Origin of the sequence: Arthrobacter sp. GAS37 (assembly GCF_044908325.1) — a bacterium.
GTDB lineage: Bacteria > Actinomycetota > Actinomycetes > Actinomycetales > Micrococcaceae > Arthrobacter > Arthrobacter ramosus.
Genome location: NZ_JBIYDB010000044.1, coordinates 1 through 17029, shown reverse-complemented (window position 1 = coordinate 17029; position 17029 = coordinate 1). Strand labels below are relative to the sequence as shown.

The 17029-nt window shown below is 63.1% G+C and carries 17 protein-coding genes; 10 read left to right on the top strand and 7 right to left on the bottom strand.

The window, feature by feature from the left end; all coding sequences use genetic code 11:
• The first annotated feature begins 26 nt into the window (after positions 1–26).
• From ABH924_RS21820 to ABH924_RS21810, 3 genes are all read left to right on the top strand, one after another.
• Complete coding sequence (locus tag ABH924_RS21820; RefSeq protein ID WP_404502201.1) at positions 27–1055, top strand: hypothetical protein; 1029 nt, start codon at positions 27–29, stop codon at positions 1053–1055.
• Positions 1056–1220: 165 nt separating this feature from the next.
• Positions 1221–2534: a hypothetical protein gene (locus ABH924_RS21815; protein ID WP_404502199.1), complete on the top strand. Its 1314-nt coding sequence runs from the start codon at positions 1221–1223 to the stop codon at positions 2532–2534.
• Positions 2535–2726: 192 nt separating this feature from the next.
• Positions 2727–3209, top strand: coding sequence for a GtrA family protein (locus ABH924_RS21810; protein ID WP_404502198.1), 483 nt, complete (start codon positions 2727–2729; stop codon positions 3207–3209).
• Here ABH924_RS21810 and ABH924_RS21805 read toward each other — a convergent pair whose 3' ends face one another.
• Positions 3210–3611 carry a VOC family protein gene (locus tag ABH924_RS21805; protein ID WP_404502196.1) on the bottom strand — a complete coding sequence of 134 codons (402 nt, stop codon included), beginning with the start codon at positions 3609–3611 and terminating at the stop codon, positions 3210–3212.
• A 311-nt stretch (positions 3612–3922) separates the two neighbouring features.
• Between ABH924_RS21805 and ABH924_RS21800 the strand changes: the two genes are divergently transcribed.
• Complete coding sequence (locus tag ABH924_RS21800; RefSeq protein WP_404502194.1) at positions 3923–4225, top strand: transposase family protein; 303 nt, start codon at positions 3923–3925, stop codon at positions 4223–4225.
• Between the two features lie 3 nt (positions 4226–4228).
• Entirely contained in the window at positions 4229–4693 is a 465-nt protein-coding gene (locus ABH924_RS21795) for a transposase (RefSeq protein WP_404502192.1), read from the top strand.
• A gap of 60 nt (positions 4694–4753) precedes the next feature.
• Here ABH924_RS21795 and ABH924_RS21790 read toward each other — a convergent pair whose 3' ends face one another.
• Positions 4754–5608: a hypothetical protein gene (locus ABH924_RS21790; protein WP_404502190.1), complete on the bottom strand. Its 855-nt coding sequence runs from the start codon at positions 5606–5608 to the stop codon at positions 4754–4756.
• 128 nt (positions 5609–5736) lie between these two features.
• Between ABH924_RS21790 and ABH924_RS21785 the strand changes: the two genes are divergently transcribed.
• Positions 5737–6405, top strand: coding sequence for a vitamin K epoxide reductase family protein (locus ABH924_RS21785; protein ID WP_404502188.1), 669 nt, complete (start codon positions 5737–5739; stop codon positions 6403–6405).
• A gap of 267 nt (positions 6406–6672) precedes the next feature.
• On the opposite strand, the gene ABH924_RS21780 is transcribed toward ABH924_RS21785, so the two are convergent.
• Both ABH924_RS21780 and ABH924_RS21775 read right to left on the bottom strand, forming a co-directional pair.
• A complete protein-coding gene (locus tag ABH924_RS21780; RefSeq protein WP_404502186.1) occupies positions 6673–8040 on the bottom strand; it encodes a sensor histidine kinase in 1368 nt (455 codons plus the stop codon).
• A complete protein-coding gene (locus ABH924_RS21775; protein WP_404502184.1) occupies positions 8037–8756 on the bottom strand; it encodes a response regulator transcription factor in 720 nt (239 codons plus the stop codon). Before ABH924_RS21775 ends, ABH924_RS21780 begins: the two co-directional genes overlap by 4 nt.
• Positions 8757–8924: 168 nt before the next feature.
• Between ABH924_RS21775 and ABH924_RS21770 the strand changes: the two genes are divergently transcribed.
• Positions 8925–9446, top strand: a complete 522-nt coding sequence (locus tag ABH924_RS21770) for a hypothetical protein (protein WP_404502182.1) — start codon at positions 8925–8927, stop codon at positions 9444–9446.
• 97 nt (positions 9447–9543) lie between these two features.
• Here the strand turns inward: ABH924_RS21770 and ABH924_RS21765 are convergent, their stop codons facing one another.
• A complete protein-coding gene (locus ABH924_RS21765; RefSeq protein ID WP_234754065.1) occupies positions 9544–11130 on the bottom strand; it encodes an MFS transporter in 1587 nt (528 codons plus the stop codon).
• A 253-nt stretch (positions 11131–11383) separates the two neighbouring features.
• Entirely contained in the window at positions 11384–12187 is an 804-nt protein-coding gene (locus ABH924_RS21760) for a putative protein N(5)-glutamine methyltransferase (RefSeq protein ID WP_404502180.1), read from the bottom strand.
• 353 nt (positions 12188–12540) lie between these two features.
• Between ABH924_RS21760 and ABH924_RS21755 the strand changes: the two genes are divergently transcribed.
• Together ABH924_RS21755 and ABH924_RS21750 are read left to right on the top strand one after the other, a co-directional pair.
• The gene (locus ABH924_RS21755; protein WP_404502178.1) at positions 12541–12768 is read left to right on the top strand and encodes a hypothetical protein; all 228 of its coding nucleotides are present in this window, start codon (positions 12541–12543) and stop codon (positions 12766–12768) included.
• Between the two features lie 72 nt (positions 12769–12840).
• Positions 12841–13101, top strand: a complete 261-nt coding sequence (locus ABH924_RS21750) for a hypothetical protein (protein ID WP_234754062.1) — start codon at positions 12841–12843, stop codon at positions 13099–13101.
• Positions 13102–13184: 83 nt separating this feature from the next.
• Here the strand turns inward: ABH924_RS21750 and ABH924_RS21745 are convergent, their stop codons facing one another.
• Complete coding sequence (locus ABH924_RS21745; protein ID WP_404502176.1) at positions 13185–15773, bottom strand: ATP-dependent DNA ligase; 2589 nt, start codon at positions 15771–15773, stop codon at positions 13185–13187.
• A gap of 38 nt (positions 15774–15811) precedes the next feature.
• Between ABH924_RS21745 and ABH924_RS21740 the strand changes: the two genes are divergently transcribed.
• Entirely contained in the window at positions 15812–16702 is an 891-nt protein-coding gene (locus ABH924_RS21740; RefSeq protein ID WP_404502174.1) for a Ku protein, read from the top strand.
• The last annotated feature ends 327 nt before the right edge of the window (positions 16703–17029 follow it).

Genomic DNA, 17029 nt, shown 5'->3' with positions numbered 1-17029 from the left:
TACCGGTGGAGAACTACGCTGTGGGCTTGGCTTTTGCCTCCTGCCTTGTTGTTGCCGTCGTTGCTTACCTGACGTTTCATTGCGCATCGGCACTAAGTAGCAGTGTCTGGGTTAGGCTCGCTTGGGCGGCAATTCCGGTTCTGCTTAGCGTTGGACCATATGAAATTCTCGGCAACACCGCAAATATCCATTGGTATCTCCTCTGGCTCATGCCTTGGTTGTTGCTGAAGCCGGCGAGAAGCCGAACCGAAGGTGTCGTTCTGTTTCTGGCGGCGCTGCTGTCGGCGCTCACTGAAGTGATTTCCGTGGTTTTCCTTCCTCTGGTGCTCCTACGCATCAGGCGTAAAGCGTTCTGGCCGGCACGCGCTGGCCTGGTTATAGGTGCAGGGGTCCAGATCTGCACAACGCTTCTCTACCCGCGAACCCCGGGTGACGGTCATTCCTTGGATCCGATGTCCGTGTTGGTGGGTTGGTTTGTCAATGTGGCCGGCGTTGTCTTCTTTGGATCGTCCCGCAACATGGGGCTAAACGTTTTGAATTTCGGGGCCGGCCCGGTGATACTTGCATTCCTTCCGATCATCGCTGCGCTGGCGTACCTGCTGTTAAAATCCAAGCGGGAGCACCGTCTTCTAGCGCTACTTTTCCTCACCGCTTCCTTCGGGGTGTGGACAGCTTGCCTAGTCGCAAACCCGGGGGCGCTGTTTGACTACGTCCACTTCACGGAAAGCGACTGGGCGAAGTCCATTCTGACCAGATACTCAGCGATACCGGCAATGTTCATCCTGGCGCTGTTCCCCTTGCTGGCAGAATCCATTCGCGCCACGCGGGCCCAGGCATCTGCCGGAGTCTTGGTGGCGTTCGCTGTTCTGCTGGCCACGGCATACTTCCCCACGCAGGTGGCGCGAGAGCAGGGACCGTCGTGGAGCGAGGGAGTGCGAGCCGCCCAGGCGGCCTGCGTCGGAGCGCGCGATGACGAGGCGCGCCCAGTACAGGTTGCACCCATCGGCTGGTCCAAAACAGGCGTGCTGGTGCCTTGCTCCAGACTCCGGCCCTAGCCTCGCTGCATCATTAAAGAGAGGGGCATAGCGGGCACCCGCCACGGGCGGGCCGACATGGAGCGTCGCGCCGACACGAGATGGTGTACCGGAGACTCGTGGGCTCGGGGTGCGATAGGGAGATAGAATCGATTTTCTGTCTGCTATTTTCCTTGGGGGTCCCGCTTGGCTGTCCTGACTGTGCGCCGTCGCGCCTTTTTCGCTCCTACTGTCCACTGGCGGAACCCTGTGGTGTACGCGTCGATCGTCCTGGTCTCGGCCCTGCTCTCGCTCGCGCGGCTCCCGGCCCCGGCTATCGGAACCCTGTGGGCGGAGGATGGCGGGATCTTCATCAACGACGTGCTCAAGGACGCCGGCCTACGGGGCATCTTCGCCCCGTACCAGGGGTACCTTCACGTGGTGCCTCGCGGCGTAGCGTGGTTGGTCGTGAGGCTGCTCCCTGTGGATGCGTGGGCGATCGCCGTGACAGTGGCGGCGTGCCTGATCGTGGGCGGTGTCGCGGCGCTTGTGTTCCACTGCTCGTCCGTGCTGTCCAGGAATGTCTGGGTCCGGCTCGGGTTCGCGGCGGTGCCTGTCCTGGTTGCCGCCAGCCCGGAGGAGGCACTCGGAAACCTCGCGAACCTGCACTGGTACTTCCTGTACCTGGCGCCGTGGCTCCTGCTGAAACGGCCCCGGACATGGGCCGAGGGTGCCGTCCTGACAGTTGCGGCGCTGCTCGTCGGCCTGACGGAGATACAGGCTGCGGTGTTCGCCCCCCTGCTTGCATACCGACTGCGGGATGCGCGACTTTGGGGTCCGAGGCTAGCCCTCCTCGCCGGTGTTGGGGCGCAGGTTTTCACGACTCTGGCGTACCCGCGCGAAAACCCAGCCGCGCCGCCGGTGAACTGGCTATCGGTCGTATACGGGTGGTTCGTCGACGGCCCCTCCGCTGTTATCTTCGGAACGGCCGGGCAGATATCCCGCGTGGTAACCCGTTTCGGTTGGGTGCCCGTGGCGCTGGCGGCGGCCCTCTTCCTCGCGGCGTTCGCGTTCATCCTTGTGCGAGGCCGGATCCGGGAGAGGGTGGCCGCCTGCGCGTTCCTCGGCGGCTCGGTCGTGATAGCGTGTGCGGCCGTGGCCCTGAACTTCCGCGCGTTCCTCGACTACGCCGCATTCGACGACGCCGGATGGAACGCCTTGCACCTCGGGCGTTACGCTGTTGCGCCGGCCATGTTCCTGCTCGCCCTTCTGCCGCTTCTGGGGGAGGTCCTAGGGCGCCCGGCCCGGGCAGCGTCGCTCGGCATTCTGGCCGTGCTGATGCTCGTCTACTTCTTCCCGGTGGCCGTGGGGCGCGAGTTCGGACCAGTCTGGACGGACCACCTCGAGCAGGCCCGCGCGGCATGCCGGACGCCCGGCGCCGAACCGGAGCAGATCGTCCCAATAGCTCCGACCGGCTGGCTCGTCAAGGGAGTCAATGTGCCCTGCCGGATCCTAAGCTGACCGGGCTGTCTGAGGGTACTTGAAGCCGGCCAAAACAGGTCATCGGCATTGTTCGAGGGTTCGGTGCACGGCGTTTCGCTGGAACTAGACCAGCTATGATTGGTCGAGCCTTGCGGTCGCTGAGGCGGGGCTGTGTCCGCCGGAAGCCGCAGCTAGCAGCTATAGGACATTGACGATTTTGGGGTGCTAACAGTGGCGCTAGACCCGCGTGCTCAAGTGACGCGCCTGGTGGGCTTTATTCACCGCAGCCACCTCTTGAAATTCTTGATCGTCGGAGGGCTCTCCTTTGCCATTGACCTAGGCCTGCTGGTTCTGTTGCACGAAGGCTTGGGAGTGGACCTGTGGTTCGCCACGCCAGCAGCTTTCCTCTCGAGCCTCGTCTTCAACTATTTCGTCCAGCGCTCATATACCTTCCAGTCCAATAACCGGCAGCACGTTAGCATGTTCAGCTACGGCCTTCTGGTCGTTTTCAACGTTCTTGCGACGGACGTTATTGTCAATGTTTTCGATACCCTCGCGCTCACGTATGCCAGCGGGAAAGTCGTCTCCGCGGTTTCGACAATGACGTGGAATTTCTTCCTCTACAAATATTGGATCTTCCGAAGCGACGCGCCTACTCCCGGGAAAGATCAACAGGACGATCCAGAATTCAGTCCCACTACCGCCGACGGCTGATCAGCCGGCCACCAGCTCAACCTCGTAGCCATCGGTATTCACCAGATAGGCGGCGTAGTGGTCGGCCCCGCCGGCGTGCGGATATTTGCTCTCGAACATCTCGTACCAGCCCGAGTCCGCGCCGAGCTCCCGGAGCCGGTCCACGTTCTCCCTGGTGCCAGCATGGAAGGCGAGGTGGTTGAGCCCGGGCTCCGTCCTGCGGTGCGTGCTTCCCGTGAGCGCAGTGGACTGTTCGACCACGATGTACGTGGCTCCGAGTTTCCAACTGCAGCCATCGGGCCACTCCTGGAATTGTTCGTAGCCCAGTTCGGCGAGCAGCCAGCCCCACTCCTCCTGAGCCCGGCCGATGTGGGGTACCCAAATTTCTACGTGGTGCAGCGAACCCACTGGAACATCAGCCATGCGCAGAGTCTACGTTTGCTTGGGGTCCGCTGGAATGCCGGGGCAACTCCACCACGAATGCCGCGCCGCCCTTAGGCCTGATTTGGCTCACTTGCTTAGCTGCGTGGTCTTTAGGCTGTGGATGACGTCACGGATGGCCTGCTGCGCGGTGGGATGTCGGGGGCGAATGTCTGGTGGTGGCTTTGGTCGGTCGCTGAGCGCAGGACCCGGAGTTGTCAGGTGGCGTTACGCACAGCGAACCCGGCTCTCCGTGGTTCGTGGTGAAACGGATTCCGTGTCTTGAAAGCTGAAGGGCTCGTAGTCCTGCTGTGATGGATGTTCTCTACGCATTCATCAAGAGTCAGGAGCTACGAGCCTTGATCGAGCCTACTTCCCCGCGCCCCGATGCTGCCACCGCCCTGTTCAACCTGCCCGACTACCGCGTCACCGACACTGAGATCCTCGCGTTCGGGCAGCGGCGGGTCCGCGTTGAAGCCACCGCCGAGGCCGGCTGCCCGTGCTGTGGCGTGATCAGCACCCGCGTGCATTCACGCCGGCCCCAGCGCCTGCGCGACATCCCCGTCGCGGGCCCGGTCGAAGTGGTCTGGGCCAAGCGGAGATTCTTCTGCGATTAGCATTTGCCCCCGCGGCGGACCTTCGCCGAAGAGACCGGCCAGGTGCCGCGCCGCGCCCGGTCCAACCGGCGGCTGCTCCTGCGCGGGCGGCGATACACTCTCGGACCGGGCCCGGAACAGGCTCAGCACCGTGTTCGCCACCGGGAAGCTACAGGCTCCTGGCAGGTCAAAGAACAGCTCCGGGCACTGCTCGCCACCGGGTCACTCGCCGACGCGGCCGCGGCGAAAGACCGCCTGCAGAATCTGGTCGAACGAGCCTCGCAGCCGGAAACGAACCGTCTCTGGCGCACGATCTGCCGGTGGTGGAAAGAAATCGAAGTCCTCATCGTCACCGGTGCGACAACAGCGAAAGTAGAAGCCAACAACACAGCCATCAAACGCTTCAAACGAACAGGCCGGGGATTCACCAACGCACGCAACTACAAAACGCGTATCCTGTTGCGCAGTGCCGCCAGAACAGCGGCATGAACATCCATCACGGCAGAACAATCACCACGAACCGTGAAGAGCCGCGAACTTGGCGCGACCTCAGTCGGAGTATTGACGAAGTCTGTCCTTAAAATCATTCAACTCTTGAGCATTTTCGGTTAAGTATCTATTGTCATAGGCCGACCGAACGGCTGCACCCAACCCAACGAGGTTGGTTTCTACTTTGCACCGCACATCCGCGGTTGCCACAGCGACTTCTAATGCGGTCGCTTTTTCTGTCCCGCGCCACTTTACGTCATCAATTGCAGCGATTGGGTCTCTATACTCAAATCCTTCAGCTTTCATGCAAGCAGACCACTGATTTGAAACACGAACATATCGACTATCAGCAAGGGCGATCACAGGCCCCCCGCGGATCAATGCCTTATCTTCCGCGAAGGTGAACGCCACCATCCCTAAGTGGCTCTTTACTGCCTCGTCCAAACAGCGGTCTGCAAGATCATTGGGTGCACCTTCCCCGGATGACTCAATCGCACCTGAGCCATCGCCACGCTTGTAACCATGTATGGTGGCATTTGCGACGTCAAAGTACCCCCATAGGTCTGACCTAATAGTGCGGTCTCTGACCAGGCCGTCAATAAAGTGAGTCAACTCCGCGTCCGAAGATGACCATTGGAAGTGCCCTTTCGACCCATGCGCCTGGAGGCATTCGTTTACGTCGCGTTGCTGTGCTTTCGCCAAAGCAAGAATCTGCATACTAGACGGAAGGAAATGGTCGATCGGTCTGGAGACGGCGTCCCCGCTTGCTGGATTGGGGACAACAGCGATGGCAGGCTCCTGCTGTGTGGGGATCTTGTCCCCCGGCGCGTCACCACACGAGGTAACGAATTGTCCCAAAAGCAGGGCCGAAATAGTCAGTGCCGCGCGGCTGCTCCGCCGGCGGATTTTCGACAATTCGCTTCTTAGTAATGGAGATTTGCGAGACGGTGGTGTTTGCAAATCGCAACCAGGCGTTCTTCCCAAGTACTTCGCTCCGGCCATTACACTGGCAGGAAGTACCAGGTGAAAAGGACACCCCAGGAATGCCCACTATCTCATCAGCCACCGGCATTCGTACCGATGGACAGACGTTATCTTCGGACAAGCGAACCGCAACTACCCCTCCGATGACGAGCAATCGGCACCTTGGTTGGCTCATGGTGGTAGCCGGCGTTATCGGCTGGTTCGCCTCCGGCGTCCTTGTCCTAGAAAAGCTCGAGGTGCTCAAGGACCCCAACCACATCACCGTCTGCGACGTAAACCCTTGGATTTCATGCGGCCAAGTGATGCAACGATGGCAAAGTTCCGTTTTCGGCTTCCCCAACATGTTCATCGGAATCGTGGCTTTCGCCATCATCATTACCGTAGGAATGGCGCTTCTGTCCGGGGCCAAGTTTGCACGGTGGTATTGGCTAGGACTGCAAACAGGAGTCACTCTCGGCTTCATCTTCGCAGTATGGCTATTGTCCCAGGCCCTCTACGACATCCACATACTCTGTCCATTCTGCATGATCGTCTGGGCCGCGATGATTCCACTCTTCGTATGGTTGACCATCCGGAACATCACCGCCGGGATAATACCGGTACCGGACAAGGCCGCGCAGATCCTGGGCGACTATGGATGGATCATCACTGCGCTGCTGTACGTGACCGTAATCGCGACAATCTTCTTCGCGTTCATCCAAGTTTTCGTGGGAACCTCGGGCTTCTGAGCCTTTGGTTCTGGTGCAAAAGCATAAGGGAAACGTCCCCGCTGGTGCTCGGACGCCGTTCGAACCCACCTGATAAACAGCACTTCGGCGACATTAGGTCACGCGTTAGTGCGTCATAAGCCACCGGCTGGAACTCATCACCGCTGGTGAAGCCCTGGCTTGCCACGAACTGAAGACGCGTGCGCCAAGTCACGCACGGCTGATGTGGGGTACTCAAATTTCTACGTGGTGCAGCGAACCCACTGGAACATCAGCCATGCGCAGAGTCTACGTTTGCTTGGGGTCCGCTGGAATGCCGGACAACTCCACCACGAATGCCGCGCCGCCCTCAGGCGCAGAGCGCACACTGATGCGGCCGCCCATGCGCTGCACGATCCTTGCGGCGATGGACAAACCCAGTCCGCTTCCAACAGGCCGTTCTCCGCTGTATCTGGCAAAGAGCGCACCGCGTTCAAACGCGACGGCGGCATCCGCCTCCGTGAGGCCCGGCCCGCCGTCGCGCACTTCCACGGTGAGCCCGCTGCCGGTGAGATACGCCGCGAGCACAACGGGAGAGCCTTCAGGCGTCACGCGCAGGGCATTCTCCAGCAAGCCGTCCACCACTTGCCGCAGCCGCTGGCCATCGCCGCGGACCGGCAATGGCCCAAGAGGCAGTTCGAGCCGCCCCGCGATCCCGTTCTGGGCGCAGATCGCTTGCCAGGCCTGCCAACTCTCGCGCAGGATCAAGGAGGCGTCCACGGGCTGCAGTTCCAAGCGGAAATCATCGGACTCAAGCCGTGCCAATTCCAGGAGATCGCGGACAAATCGGTCCAGGCGGTTGGTTTCGGCCACGAGGGTCCGGCCGACCCCGCTCACGTCCTCTCCGCTGACCACGCCATCGGCAAGCGCCTCGGCGTAGCCCCGCAGCGCGGTCAGGGGCGTCCGGATTTCATGTGAAATGGAGAGGAGGAACTCGCGTTGGCGCCCCTCGCTGGTCCGGAGTGCGGCGTCGAGGGCCGCCAGCGCCTGCGAAACCTCCACCACTTCGGCCGGCCCGCCTGGCGCCACAGCCACGGATCGTTCCCCCGCTGCGAGCCGATGGGCCGAATGGGCCGTACGCACCAAGGGCCTGCTCAACCATTGCGCCAACAGGCCGCCGGCCACGATGGCAAACGCGAGGCAGACCGCGAGGGCAATCAGCATGCGGCTCAGGAGGGGAGCGGCGGCCGCGCGGATTTCGGACACGGGCTGAGCCAGTACCACGCCACCGCCGGCCGCCAAGGGCCGCGCCTCGAGGACCACGGTGTTCTGTGGACCGTTCACCGACGTCGAGACCGACTTTCCGGCCAATACATCCGCCACGGTCTTCGCATCCACCAGCCTGGCGCCGCCGCCTGTCACGCGGCCGTCGGTGCTGATTTGCGCTAGCCTCGCCCCGTGCGTGAGCAGATCTGCGCGAAGGTCCTGCAGGCTGCCAATGCTCGTTTGTTTGCTGAGGGAATCAGCCTCAACCGCGAGATACTTCTTGGCTTCGTCCACCGCCGTGGCGTTGACCAGCTGCGCCGCCAGAAGGCCGGCAAGCACGACGGCGACAGTCGCGACGGCGGCGATCACCGCCGTCGTGCGCCCGGCCAGTGTGCCGAACCAGCGCCTCACGTGGCTCCCCCGGCGGCGGGGCGGTGTCCGGACGTTTGGGGAGCTGCGGCCGAATAGCCGACGCCGCGGCTCGTCGCGATGGGGGAGTGCCTTCCGAGCTTGGCGCGGAGCTGCGCTACGTGCACATCAACTGTCCGCCCGGCGGCGTAACTGGCCTGCCCCCACACGGCGGACAGGAGCTGCTCACGGGAAAAGACACGGCCAGGCTGGGCCATGAGGTACGCGAGGAGATCGAATTCGGTGGCGGTCAGCGTGAGTTCCTCGGTGCCGGCGCGTGCGGTCCTGTTCAGCGGATCCAGTTCGACGCTGCCCAGCACGAGTGGTTTGGACCGCGGGGTTCCTTCGGTCCGGCGCAGCACTGCCTTGACCCGGGCGACCAGTTCGGAGGGCGAAAACGGCTTGGTGAGATAGTCGTCGGCGCCCAATTCCAGGCCAAGGACACGGTCCACCTCCTCATCGCGGGCCGTGACGAACAGTACCGGCGTCCAGTCCTCTGCTTGCCGCAGTTGCCTGCAGAGCTCGATTCCGTCCATGCCGGGCAGCCCGACGTCGAGAATCACCGCGACCGGTCTGAGCCGCTTGATCTGTGCCAGTGCGGAAATCCCGTCCCGCTCAACGTGTACGCCGAAACCTGCACGGCCCAGATAGAGGCGCTGGATATCGGCAATTGCCTGTTCATCCTCGGCAATCAGCACCAATCCGCGGCTGTCTTCCATGCGTCCATTCAACAGCAAGGACGGAGCCCTTGGAGCGTCGTCGCGAGCCAGCGGGGACGGTTTTACATTCCTCGAACATTGGCCGAACAGTCAGTTCATGCGGCCGGACCAGAGTGTAGTGAAGAGCGCCGGCGGAGCGACCACCGGCCGGAACAAAGGACACGGACCATGAACAACAGCACCCCGACCTCCAGTACCCCAGCCCAGGGCCGCAAGCGCACCAAGGCCCGCACCGCCGTCGTCGGCGTCCTCGCAGCGGGCCTCCTGCTGGGCGGTGGCGTGATCGCCGCCAACGCGGCTACTTCAAGTAGTCCAAGCACGACGGCGGCAGCTACCTCCCAGCCCGCCGCGACGGCCGCGACGGCTACCGCCGCGGCCAAGACGGCACTGGCGCGGCACCCGCTGGCGGCCGGCCTGCGTTTCTTCGTGAACGGTGACAGTACCAAGCCGAACTACGGCCAGCGCGCCGCGAAGATCGCCACCTTCATCCTGGACAAGCGTCCGAAACTCGCCGCAAAGCTTCCAGCCGCCCTGCAGGCGGACCTGAAAGCGCTGAAGGATGCGGCGGACGGTGACCGGGTCGCGAAAGCCACCCACATCAGGGACACCGCACTGAACGGCGGCTACGGCCCGAAGATCCAGGCGCAGGCAAAGCGGATGCAAGAGCAGAAGGCCAACCGTAAGGCCTGAACGACAAGCAAGGCGGGTTATTTGCAGCGATCCCGCTACAAATAACCAGCCTTGTTCTGCCGATGCGGGCCGCCCGCAGCCCGCGCCCGCACTGTGCCTAGGCCGGGACGTGCTCCCGGTCCGGTTCCGTTGCTACCAGGGTGCCGTCGTCGAACGGCATTTCGTCCAAGTCGATCAACGGGTTGGTGTCCTGGGTGGCCACCAGCTCGCGGGCCTCGGCCTGGGTGTCCACGCTGGGCATGGAGCCCGGGAGCGGACGTTGCGCGGATTCGCGCAGGAAGTAGATGGCGATTGCGCCAACCACGGACGTGCCCATGAGGTAATACGCAGGCATCATGTCGTTGCCGGTGCCCTGGATCAAGGCAGCAACAATGAACGGCGTGGTGCCGCCGAAGATCGCTACGGAGAAGTTGTAGGCGATGCCCATTCCCCCGTAACGGCTCGAGGTCGGGAACAGTGCCGGCAGCGCGGAGGCGAGGTTTGCCACGTAGAACGTGACAGGGAAGGCGATCAAGGCCAGACCGGCAAGCGTAGACCAAATATCGCCGATGCCAATCAGGAGGAAGGCCGGAACGGCGAACACGACGGTGCTGATGGCGCCGATCCACAGCACGGGCCGGCGGCCGATCCGGTCGGAGAGCTTGCCCGTCAGCGGAATGCAGACTGCCATGATGACCAACACGGGGATGGTCAGCAGGGTGCCGTGTACGGGGTCGTAGCCCTTGGACTCGGTCAGGTACGTGGGCATGTAGGAAGTCAACATATAGCCCACGGTGTTGGCGGCTGCGGCAAGGATCATGGCGAGGATGATCTGGCGCCAGTAAGCCTTGACGATGCCGATGGGGCCCTTGGCTACCGCGGCATCGCCCGCTGCGGCGTCCGCGGCGAGGGCTTCCTGGGCATCCAAAGTGGCTTGGAACTGAGGGGATTCCTCGATTTTGCTACGGAAGTACACGGCGATGATGCCGAGGGGACCCGCGAGGAGGAACGGCAGGCGCCAGCCCCAGTCCTCCATGGCCGACTGGCCGATGGTGAGCTGCAGGATGGACACGAGGGCCGCACCTAGGGCGAAGCCGATGTAGGAGCCCATATCCAGGAAGCTCGCGAAGAAGCCGCGGCGCTTGTCCGGAGCGTATTCGCTCACGAACGTGGTGGCCCCGGCGTATTCGCCGCCGGTCGAGAAACCCTGGACGAGTTTCAGGACGACGAGCAGCACGGCTGCCCAGATGCCGATTTGTGCGTATCCAGGCAGGAGTCCGACGGCGAAGGTGCTTGCCGCCATCAGCAAGAGTGTTGTGGCGAGCACCTTCTGGCGGCCCACCTTGTCACCGAGCCAGCCGAAGACGACGCCGCCGAGCGGCCGTGCCACGAAGGTTGCGGCGAAGGTTCCCAGGAGGAACAGGGTCTGCACGGACTTATCGGCCTCGGGCAGGAAGACTGGACCCATGGTGGTGATGAGGTAGCCGAACACGCCGACGTCGTACCATTCCATGGTGTTGCCGACGATCGTGCCGCCGAGTGCTTTTTTCAGCATTGGCTGGTCAACGACGTTGACGTCGGATACCTTGAGTCGACGGCGTGTTGGAAGTTTCAATTTTGAGGCACCGCGTGGTGCGGTCTTGCTCGTTGCAGCAGCGTTCCTAGCGCCTGCTGAAGAGTCGGTAATGCTTCGGTCTGTGGGCATTTGGGTTTCTCCTAGGGAGATCATTTGCTTGCGACATACAGCTGCTCCGCTCTGGGCAGGGTTTCAATTTTACGGGGTTTGGGCTCAAACTAAGAGTCGAGCACTGATTTTTGGGCGCTCGAAGGGGCCTTTGGTGCCCGCATGTCTGATATTTTTCCGGTCCTATAGCACCGGAATCACGCGGATTTTGGTGTGCTCCGGGGTGGGTCAGCAAATTGTTTGGTTCAGGGCCTCGAAACGCACAGTTTGCTGATCATTTCCGATGGGATTCCTGCCGTTTTCCCAGCACCACCGTGGCTTCGAATTCTTCAGAATGGACCACCCGCGTCGACAGCCCGGCGTGCCCGAACAGGGCCGCCGTCGTCGGGGCCTGCCGGACGCTCGTTTCGATCAGCAGCCGGCCCCCGGGAGCCAGCCACAACGGAGCCTCCTCCGCGATCCTGCGCTGTACGTCCAAACCATCCGCGCCGCCGTCGAGCGCTACCCGCGGTTCATGCAGCCGGGCCTCCGGCGGCATCAGACCGATCGAGTCCGTAGGGACGTATGGGGCGTTGGCCACGAGAACGTCTATCCGGCCGCGAAGAGTGTCAGGCAGGGCCGAAAAGAGATCGCCTTCATGCACTTGTCCGCCCGCACGCCCGATGTTGCGGCGGGCGCAGCGGACCGCAGCGGGGTCGACGTCGGCCGCGTGAAGCTCGATCCCGCCCACCGCGGCAGCCAAAACGGTACCCACGGCACCCGAACCACAGCAAAGATCGACGACGACGGCGCCCGGCCGGGCGAGGCGGGCCGCCTGCTGAACGAGGTACTCCGTGCGGCGGCGGGGGACGAACACGCCCGGGTCCACTGCGATGTGCTGGCCGCAGAACTCAGCCCAACCCAGGAGGTATTCAAGGGGCAATCCGGAGGCGCGTTGTCCGACCAAGCGGTCGAGGTCCTCGGGGGCGTGCGCCGCGGCGATGAGGAGCCGGGCCTCGTCTTCGGCGAAGACGGAACCGGCCGAGCGGAGCCGTGCTGTGACTGCGGAATGGGAAGGCTGGAACGTGGGTGCTGACATGGGAGAGCCTTTCGGGGTACCGAGGGGTGCTCTCCGGGCCATGCTAGCCGAGAGCGGACGCGGAGGCCACGCGCGAAAAGGCTCCGACAAAAGCCGGGGTTCACAAACACGGCCGGGAGTGTCTAGGGTGGGTGCATGGGAACACTGATTTTTGAATAGACCAGCGGGTCCTGGTTCGTCGCAGATGCCGATCTGCAGGCTTTACCGATGCCGCTGAGTTTGATCCGACAAAAATCCACGCCTGTTGAGGCTTCGCCTCCGCGCCGTTCCTGCTATGAGGCCCAGGGTCTCGCAGCGGACGTCGCCTCCCGATACCTCCTCCGGCAAATCAAGAGCTTTAAGGAGTCCACTGCATGACACCGAACACACCCGAAACCGACGCCGGGCAGGAACCAGTAGCGCAGGAAACCGAAGCCCCGGCTGCCGGTGTCAGATCGAAACTGACTGACGCGCAGAAGGAGATGCTGGCCAGCAAGTCCCGCGGCGGGGCAGCGAACAGCTGGCAGAGCACCGGAAGAGGACACAAGCCCACTCAAGCGAGTGGCAAGCTGGCCAAGTCCGAGAAGAAGGTCCGCTGGTAGATCCTGCAGACAAGCGGACCGCTCCCACCTAGTATGGAAAATCCCTTCGTTTCAATGCAGAAAGGAAGAACAATGGCTGCGAAGCACGTTGAGCAACAAATCAACTCCGAGGTGGCCAGCCACTTGGTCGAGTCCATGGATAAGGCGCCCATGCCGGCCCCGGCAACGGTGGCGATGGCAGTGGGCTCGACCCAAGGACCGGCATGGCCAGATGTTAGCGGCAAGACCGGGCACCCCAAGGATCGCGGCGCCAGCCACGGCCGCGTAGGCCAGCAGGCGGCGGTCACCGCGGTCCACCGCACCGGCCGTCCCCAGATGCCGCACTCCTCTTAATAATATTTCGACACGGAAAATGCCTTGCGACACCGGAATTCTGGTGGCGTAGGGCATTTTCCGTGTCGCTGGACCGTTCGGGTTTAGGCGCGCTCGACGTCGGCCGGGGACTTGTCGGGGCGCCAGCCACGCCAGACGGGATGCCGCATCCTTTCGGTACCGGTCCAGTCGCCGAACGTCACCTCTCCCACGAGCTCCGGGGAAACCCAGTGCGCGGTGGCGGCGTCCTCGGCGGGGATGTCGTGGAAGGGGGAGTCCGGGCGATCGAGCCCCTCCATGCGCTTCAGGATGTCGCGCAGCTGCCAGTCCTTGAACCCGGTGCCCACCCGGCCCGCGTAGCGCAGCTTGTCGCCGTCGGGAATCCCCACCAGCAACGCTCCAATGGTCCCGAGCCTCGCCCCGGCGCCGGGCCGCCAGCCACCCACCACCACTTCCTGCGTGCGTTCAAACTTGAGCTTGATCCAGGACCTGCTGCGCCGCCCAGGCTGGTAGCGGCTATCCGCACGCTTGGCCATCACGCCCTCCAAGCCAAGCTCGCCGGCGCTGGCCAGGATGTCGTCGAGGTCATGTTCCAGGATCTCGGATACATGAACAGGGGAGCCCTGGACCGGCAGCTTGGCATGGAACGCCGCCAGCCTGTTCCGGCGCTCGCTGAGTGGCAGGGAGGTGAGGTCGGGGCTGGCGCCTTCTTCGGCGCTGGCGCGGGATCCGGCGACATACAGGAGATCGAAAACCATGAGCTGAACGGGGACCGCGGCCCGGGCGCGTTCGACGTCGCCGGGTTTGAAGAGGTTCATCCGCTTCTGGAGCAACTCGAAGCTAGGCCGGCCGTTCTTGCTGAGTGCGACGATTTCGCCATCTGCCACGAAGTCGTGATCAGGCCAGTAGCGCGGATCCGCCAGTTCGGGATACGTGGGAGTCATGTCGATCCCGGAGCGGCTGGTCAACCTGATCTTGCCGCCCGAACCCGAAACGATGGCCCGGAATCCGTCCCACTTGAGCTCAAACAGCCAGTCGCCCGAGGACACATCGGCGGGGTTTCCGGATGTTGCGAGCATGGGCGCGTAACTGGGAGTGCCATTCGTTTGCGGCTGGGCGTCAGTCAACAGCACCGCCCGATGGCGCGGTTTGTCCTTCATCAGGTGGATCAGCCACTGCGAAGGCGACTCCCCGGTGTGGATGAGCGCGAAACGGCGGGTGCCGTGCAATCCGCCGCCGGGCTTGCCGGTGAGGGTGGCGATGACTTCCTTGCCGTCGCGCCATTTTTCGCACTCGAACTCGCCGCTGTCCCAAATGCTGACCGTCCCTGCACCGTATTCGCCCTTCGGAATGATGCCCGCGAATTGCGCATACTCCATCGGATGGTCCTCCGTGCGCACCGCGAGATGGTTCTTGGCCGGAGTGTCCGGCACGCCCCGCGGCAAGGCCCAGGACGCCAGGACGCCGTTGTGTTCCAGCCGGAAATCGAGGTGGAAACTTCGGGCATGGTGTTCCTGGATGACGAAGATTCCGCCGGGCGGATTGGGTTCCGCGTAGGCCTGGAGTGGGCGTCCCGGTTGGTGTTCGACGGCGGGAAACGGTTCGGGCGTCCGCTGCGGGTCGCGCTTGTCCACGTAGCTGGCCAGCCGCGGGTTCACGGTGGTGCCGGCGACGGCGGCGGTGCTGACGCCCCCAGTGCTGACGCCGTGCGCGCCGGGCAGGCCGCCGTCGTGGTTCTTGCTTTCCGGGCCGCCGGAGCTCTTGGTGCGGCTGCCCGCGTGCACGGGCGTATGCCCGGACCGCCCGGCAGTCACCGCGGCGAAGGGGTCCTTTCCCTCTTTGACACGTTTCATGACGACCGTGAAGTCCAGATGCTCGAGCGTGGGGGAGGCGAGTTCACGCCACGTCCTGGGTGCGGCCACCATGGGGTGGGCCCGTCCGCGGAGGGAGTACGGGACGATGGTGGTCTTGTTCCCGCTGTTCTGGCTCCAGTCCACCAGCACCTTGCCGTTGCGCAGGGTCTTCTTCATGTCGCTGACCACGAGGTCCGGGTGGTCGGCCTCGAGCGAGCGCGCCAATTCGTGCGCGAACGCAGAGACCTGCTCCCATTTGCGGGTGCCATCCAGCCCGGCGTAGAGATGGATCCCCTTGCTGCCGCTCGTCACAGGAACGGGATCCAGCCCGACGTCCCGCAGGATGCTGCGCGCCAGCTTGGCGACCTCGACGCATTCGGGAAGGCCCGTGCCGGGACCCGGATCGAGGTCCAGGACAAGGCGGTCCGGCGGCAACATGGTTCCGTGGGCGTCCACTTGCCATTGCGGCACGTGGATTTCCAAGGCCGCAATCTGGGCCAGCCAGGTGAGCGTAGCGAGGTTGTTGACCAGCGGGTAGACGTTGCTGTGCTCCCTGTGCTGGATGGTGACCCTGGGAACCCACGCCGGCGTCGAGTCGTCCAGGTTCTTCTGGAAGAACATCTGCCCGGGATCCTCGGTGGTCCCTACTCCATGCACCCAACGCTTCCGGGTGGCGGGCCGGTTGGCGGCAGCCGGGATCAGGAACGGGGCCACGGCGGCGTAGTATTCGAGCACTTCGGCCTTGGTGGTGCCAGTTTCCGGGTAGATGATTTTGCCCAGGTTGGTGAGCGTCAGTTCATGGCCTTCAACGTTGACGCGTTCCTTCTGGCTGGTTGCCACCTCTTCACCTCCGCCGGGTTGTGATGTTCACTTAGTGCATGAGGGCCATATGGAAGGGTTCTATCGCGTTCGGGCTGGTCAACGTACCCGTCAAGCTCTACAGCGCCACCGAGGACCACGACGTCAGTCTCCACCAGGTCCACAACAAGGACGGAGGCCGCATCCGTTACCAGCGGAAGTGCGAAATCTGCGCCTCTGTTGTGGATTACGAGGATATCGACAAGGCCTACGAAGAGGAAGGCCGTACCGTGGTGCTGTCCGCGGCCGATTTGAAGTCGCTGCCCGCGGAGAACAGCCGCGAAATCGAGGTGGTGGAGTTCGTTCCGGCTGAGCAGTTGGATCCCATCATGTACGAGCGGCCCTACTACCTTGAGCCGGATTCCAAGTCGCCCAAGGCCTACATGCTGCTTCTGCGCACCTTGCAGGACACCGAGCGCGTGGCCATTGTGCAGTACGCCCTCCGGCAGAAGACCAGGCTGGGCGCGCTCCGGGTACGTGGTGACGTGCTGATGCTGCAATCCCTGCTCTGGGACGACGAGGTCCGCGAGGCCAACTTCCCCTCGCTGGAAACCGACGTCAAGATCTCGGACAAGGAGCTCGAGATGTCCTCGGCCCTGGTGGACTCCATGGCGCGCGACTTCGAGCCCGAGCAATACACCGACAACTACCAAGTTCAATTGCGCCAACTCATTGCCGCCAAATTCGAAAAGGGCGACTCCATCGACACCGAGAAGACTTTCGGTCTCGCAGCCAGCGAAGGGGAAGGCGGCGAGGTCATCGACCTCATGGAAGCCCTCAAACGAAGTCTCGACAAGAAGCGTGGCAAGGCGTCCGCCGAGTCGTCCGCTGCGTCGTCCACCGAAGAGTCCGACGACGGCGCCACGGCCAAAGCGGCCAGCAAGCCCAGGGCGAGGGTCAAGAAAGCCTGACGCGCCGCCGTCGTGCGCTCCGCGAAAACTGGACATGTCCCTCCGGGCCCGCACAGGAACAAGGCACATGTCCCTCGTGTGAGGCGAGGGATGGACATAGTGCGAATATGTCCATTCCTGGGTCCGGGCGGAGAGCATGTCCCTTGGGAATGTGGGCAGTTCTTCCCGCGAAAACTGGACATGTCCCTTGGGCGCGCACAGGAACAAGGCACATGTCCCTCGTGTGAGGCGAGGGATGGACATAGTGCGAATATGTCCATTCCTGGGTCCGAGCGGAGAGCATGTCCCTTGGGAATGTGGGCGGTTCTTCGTGCGAAAACTGGACAT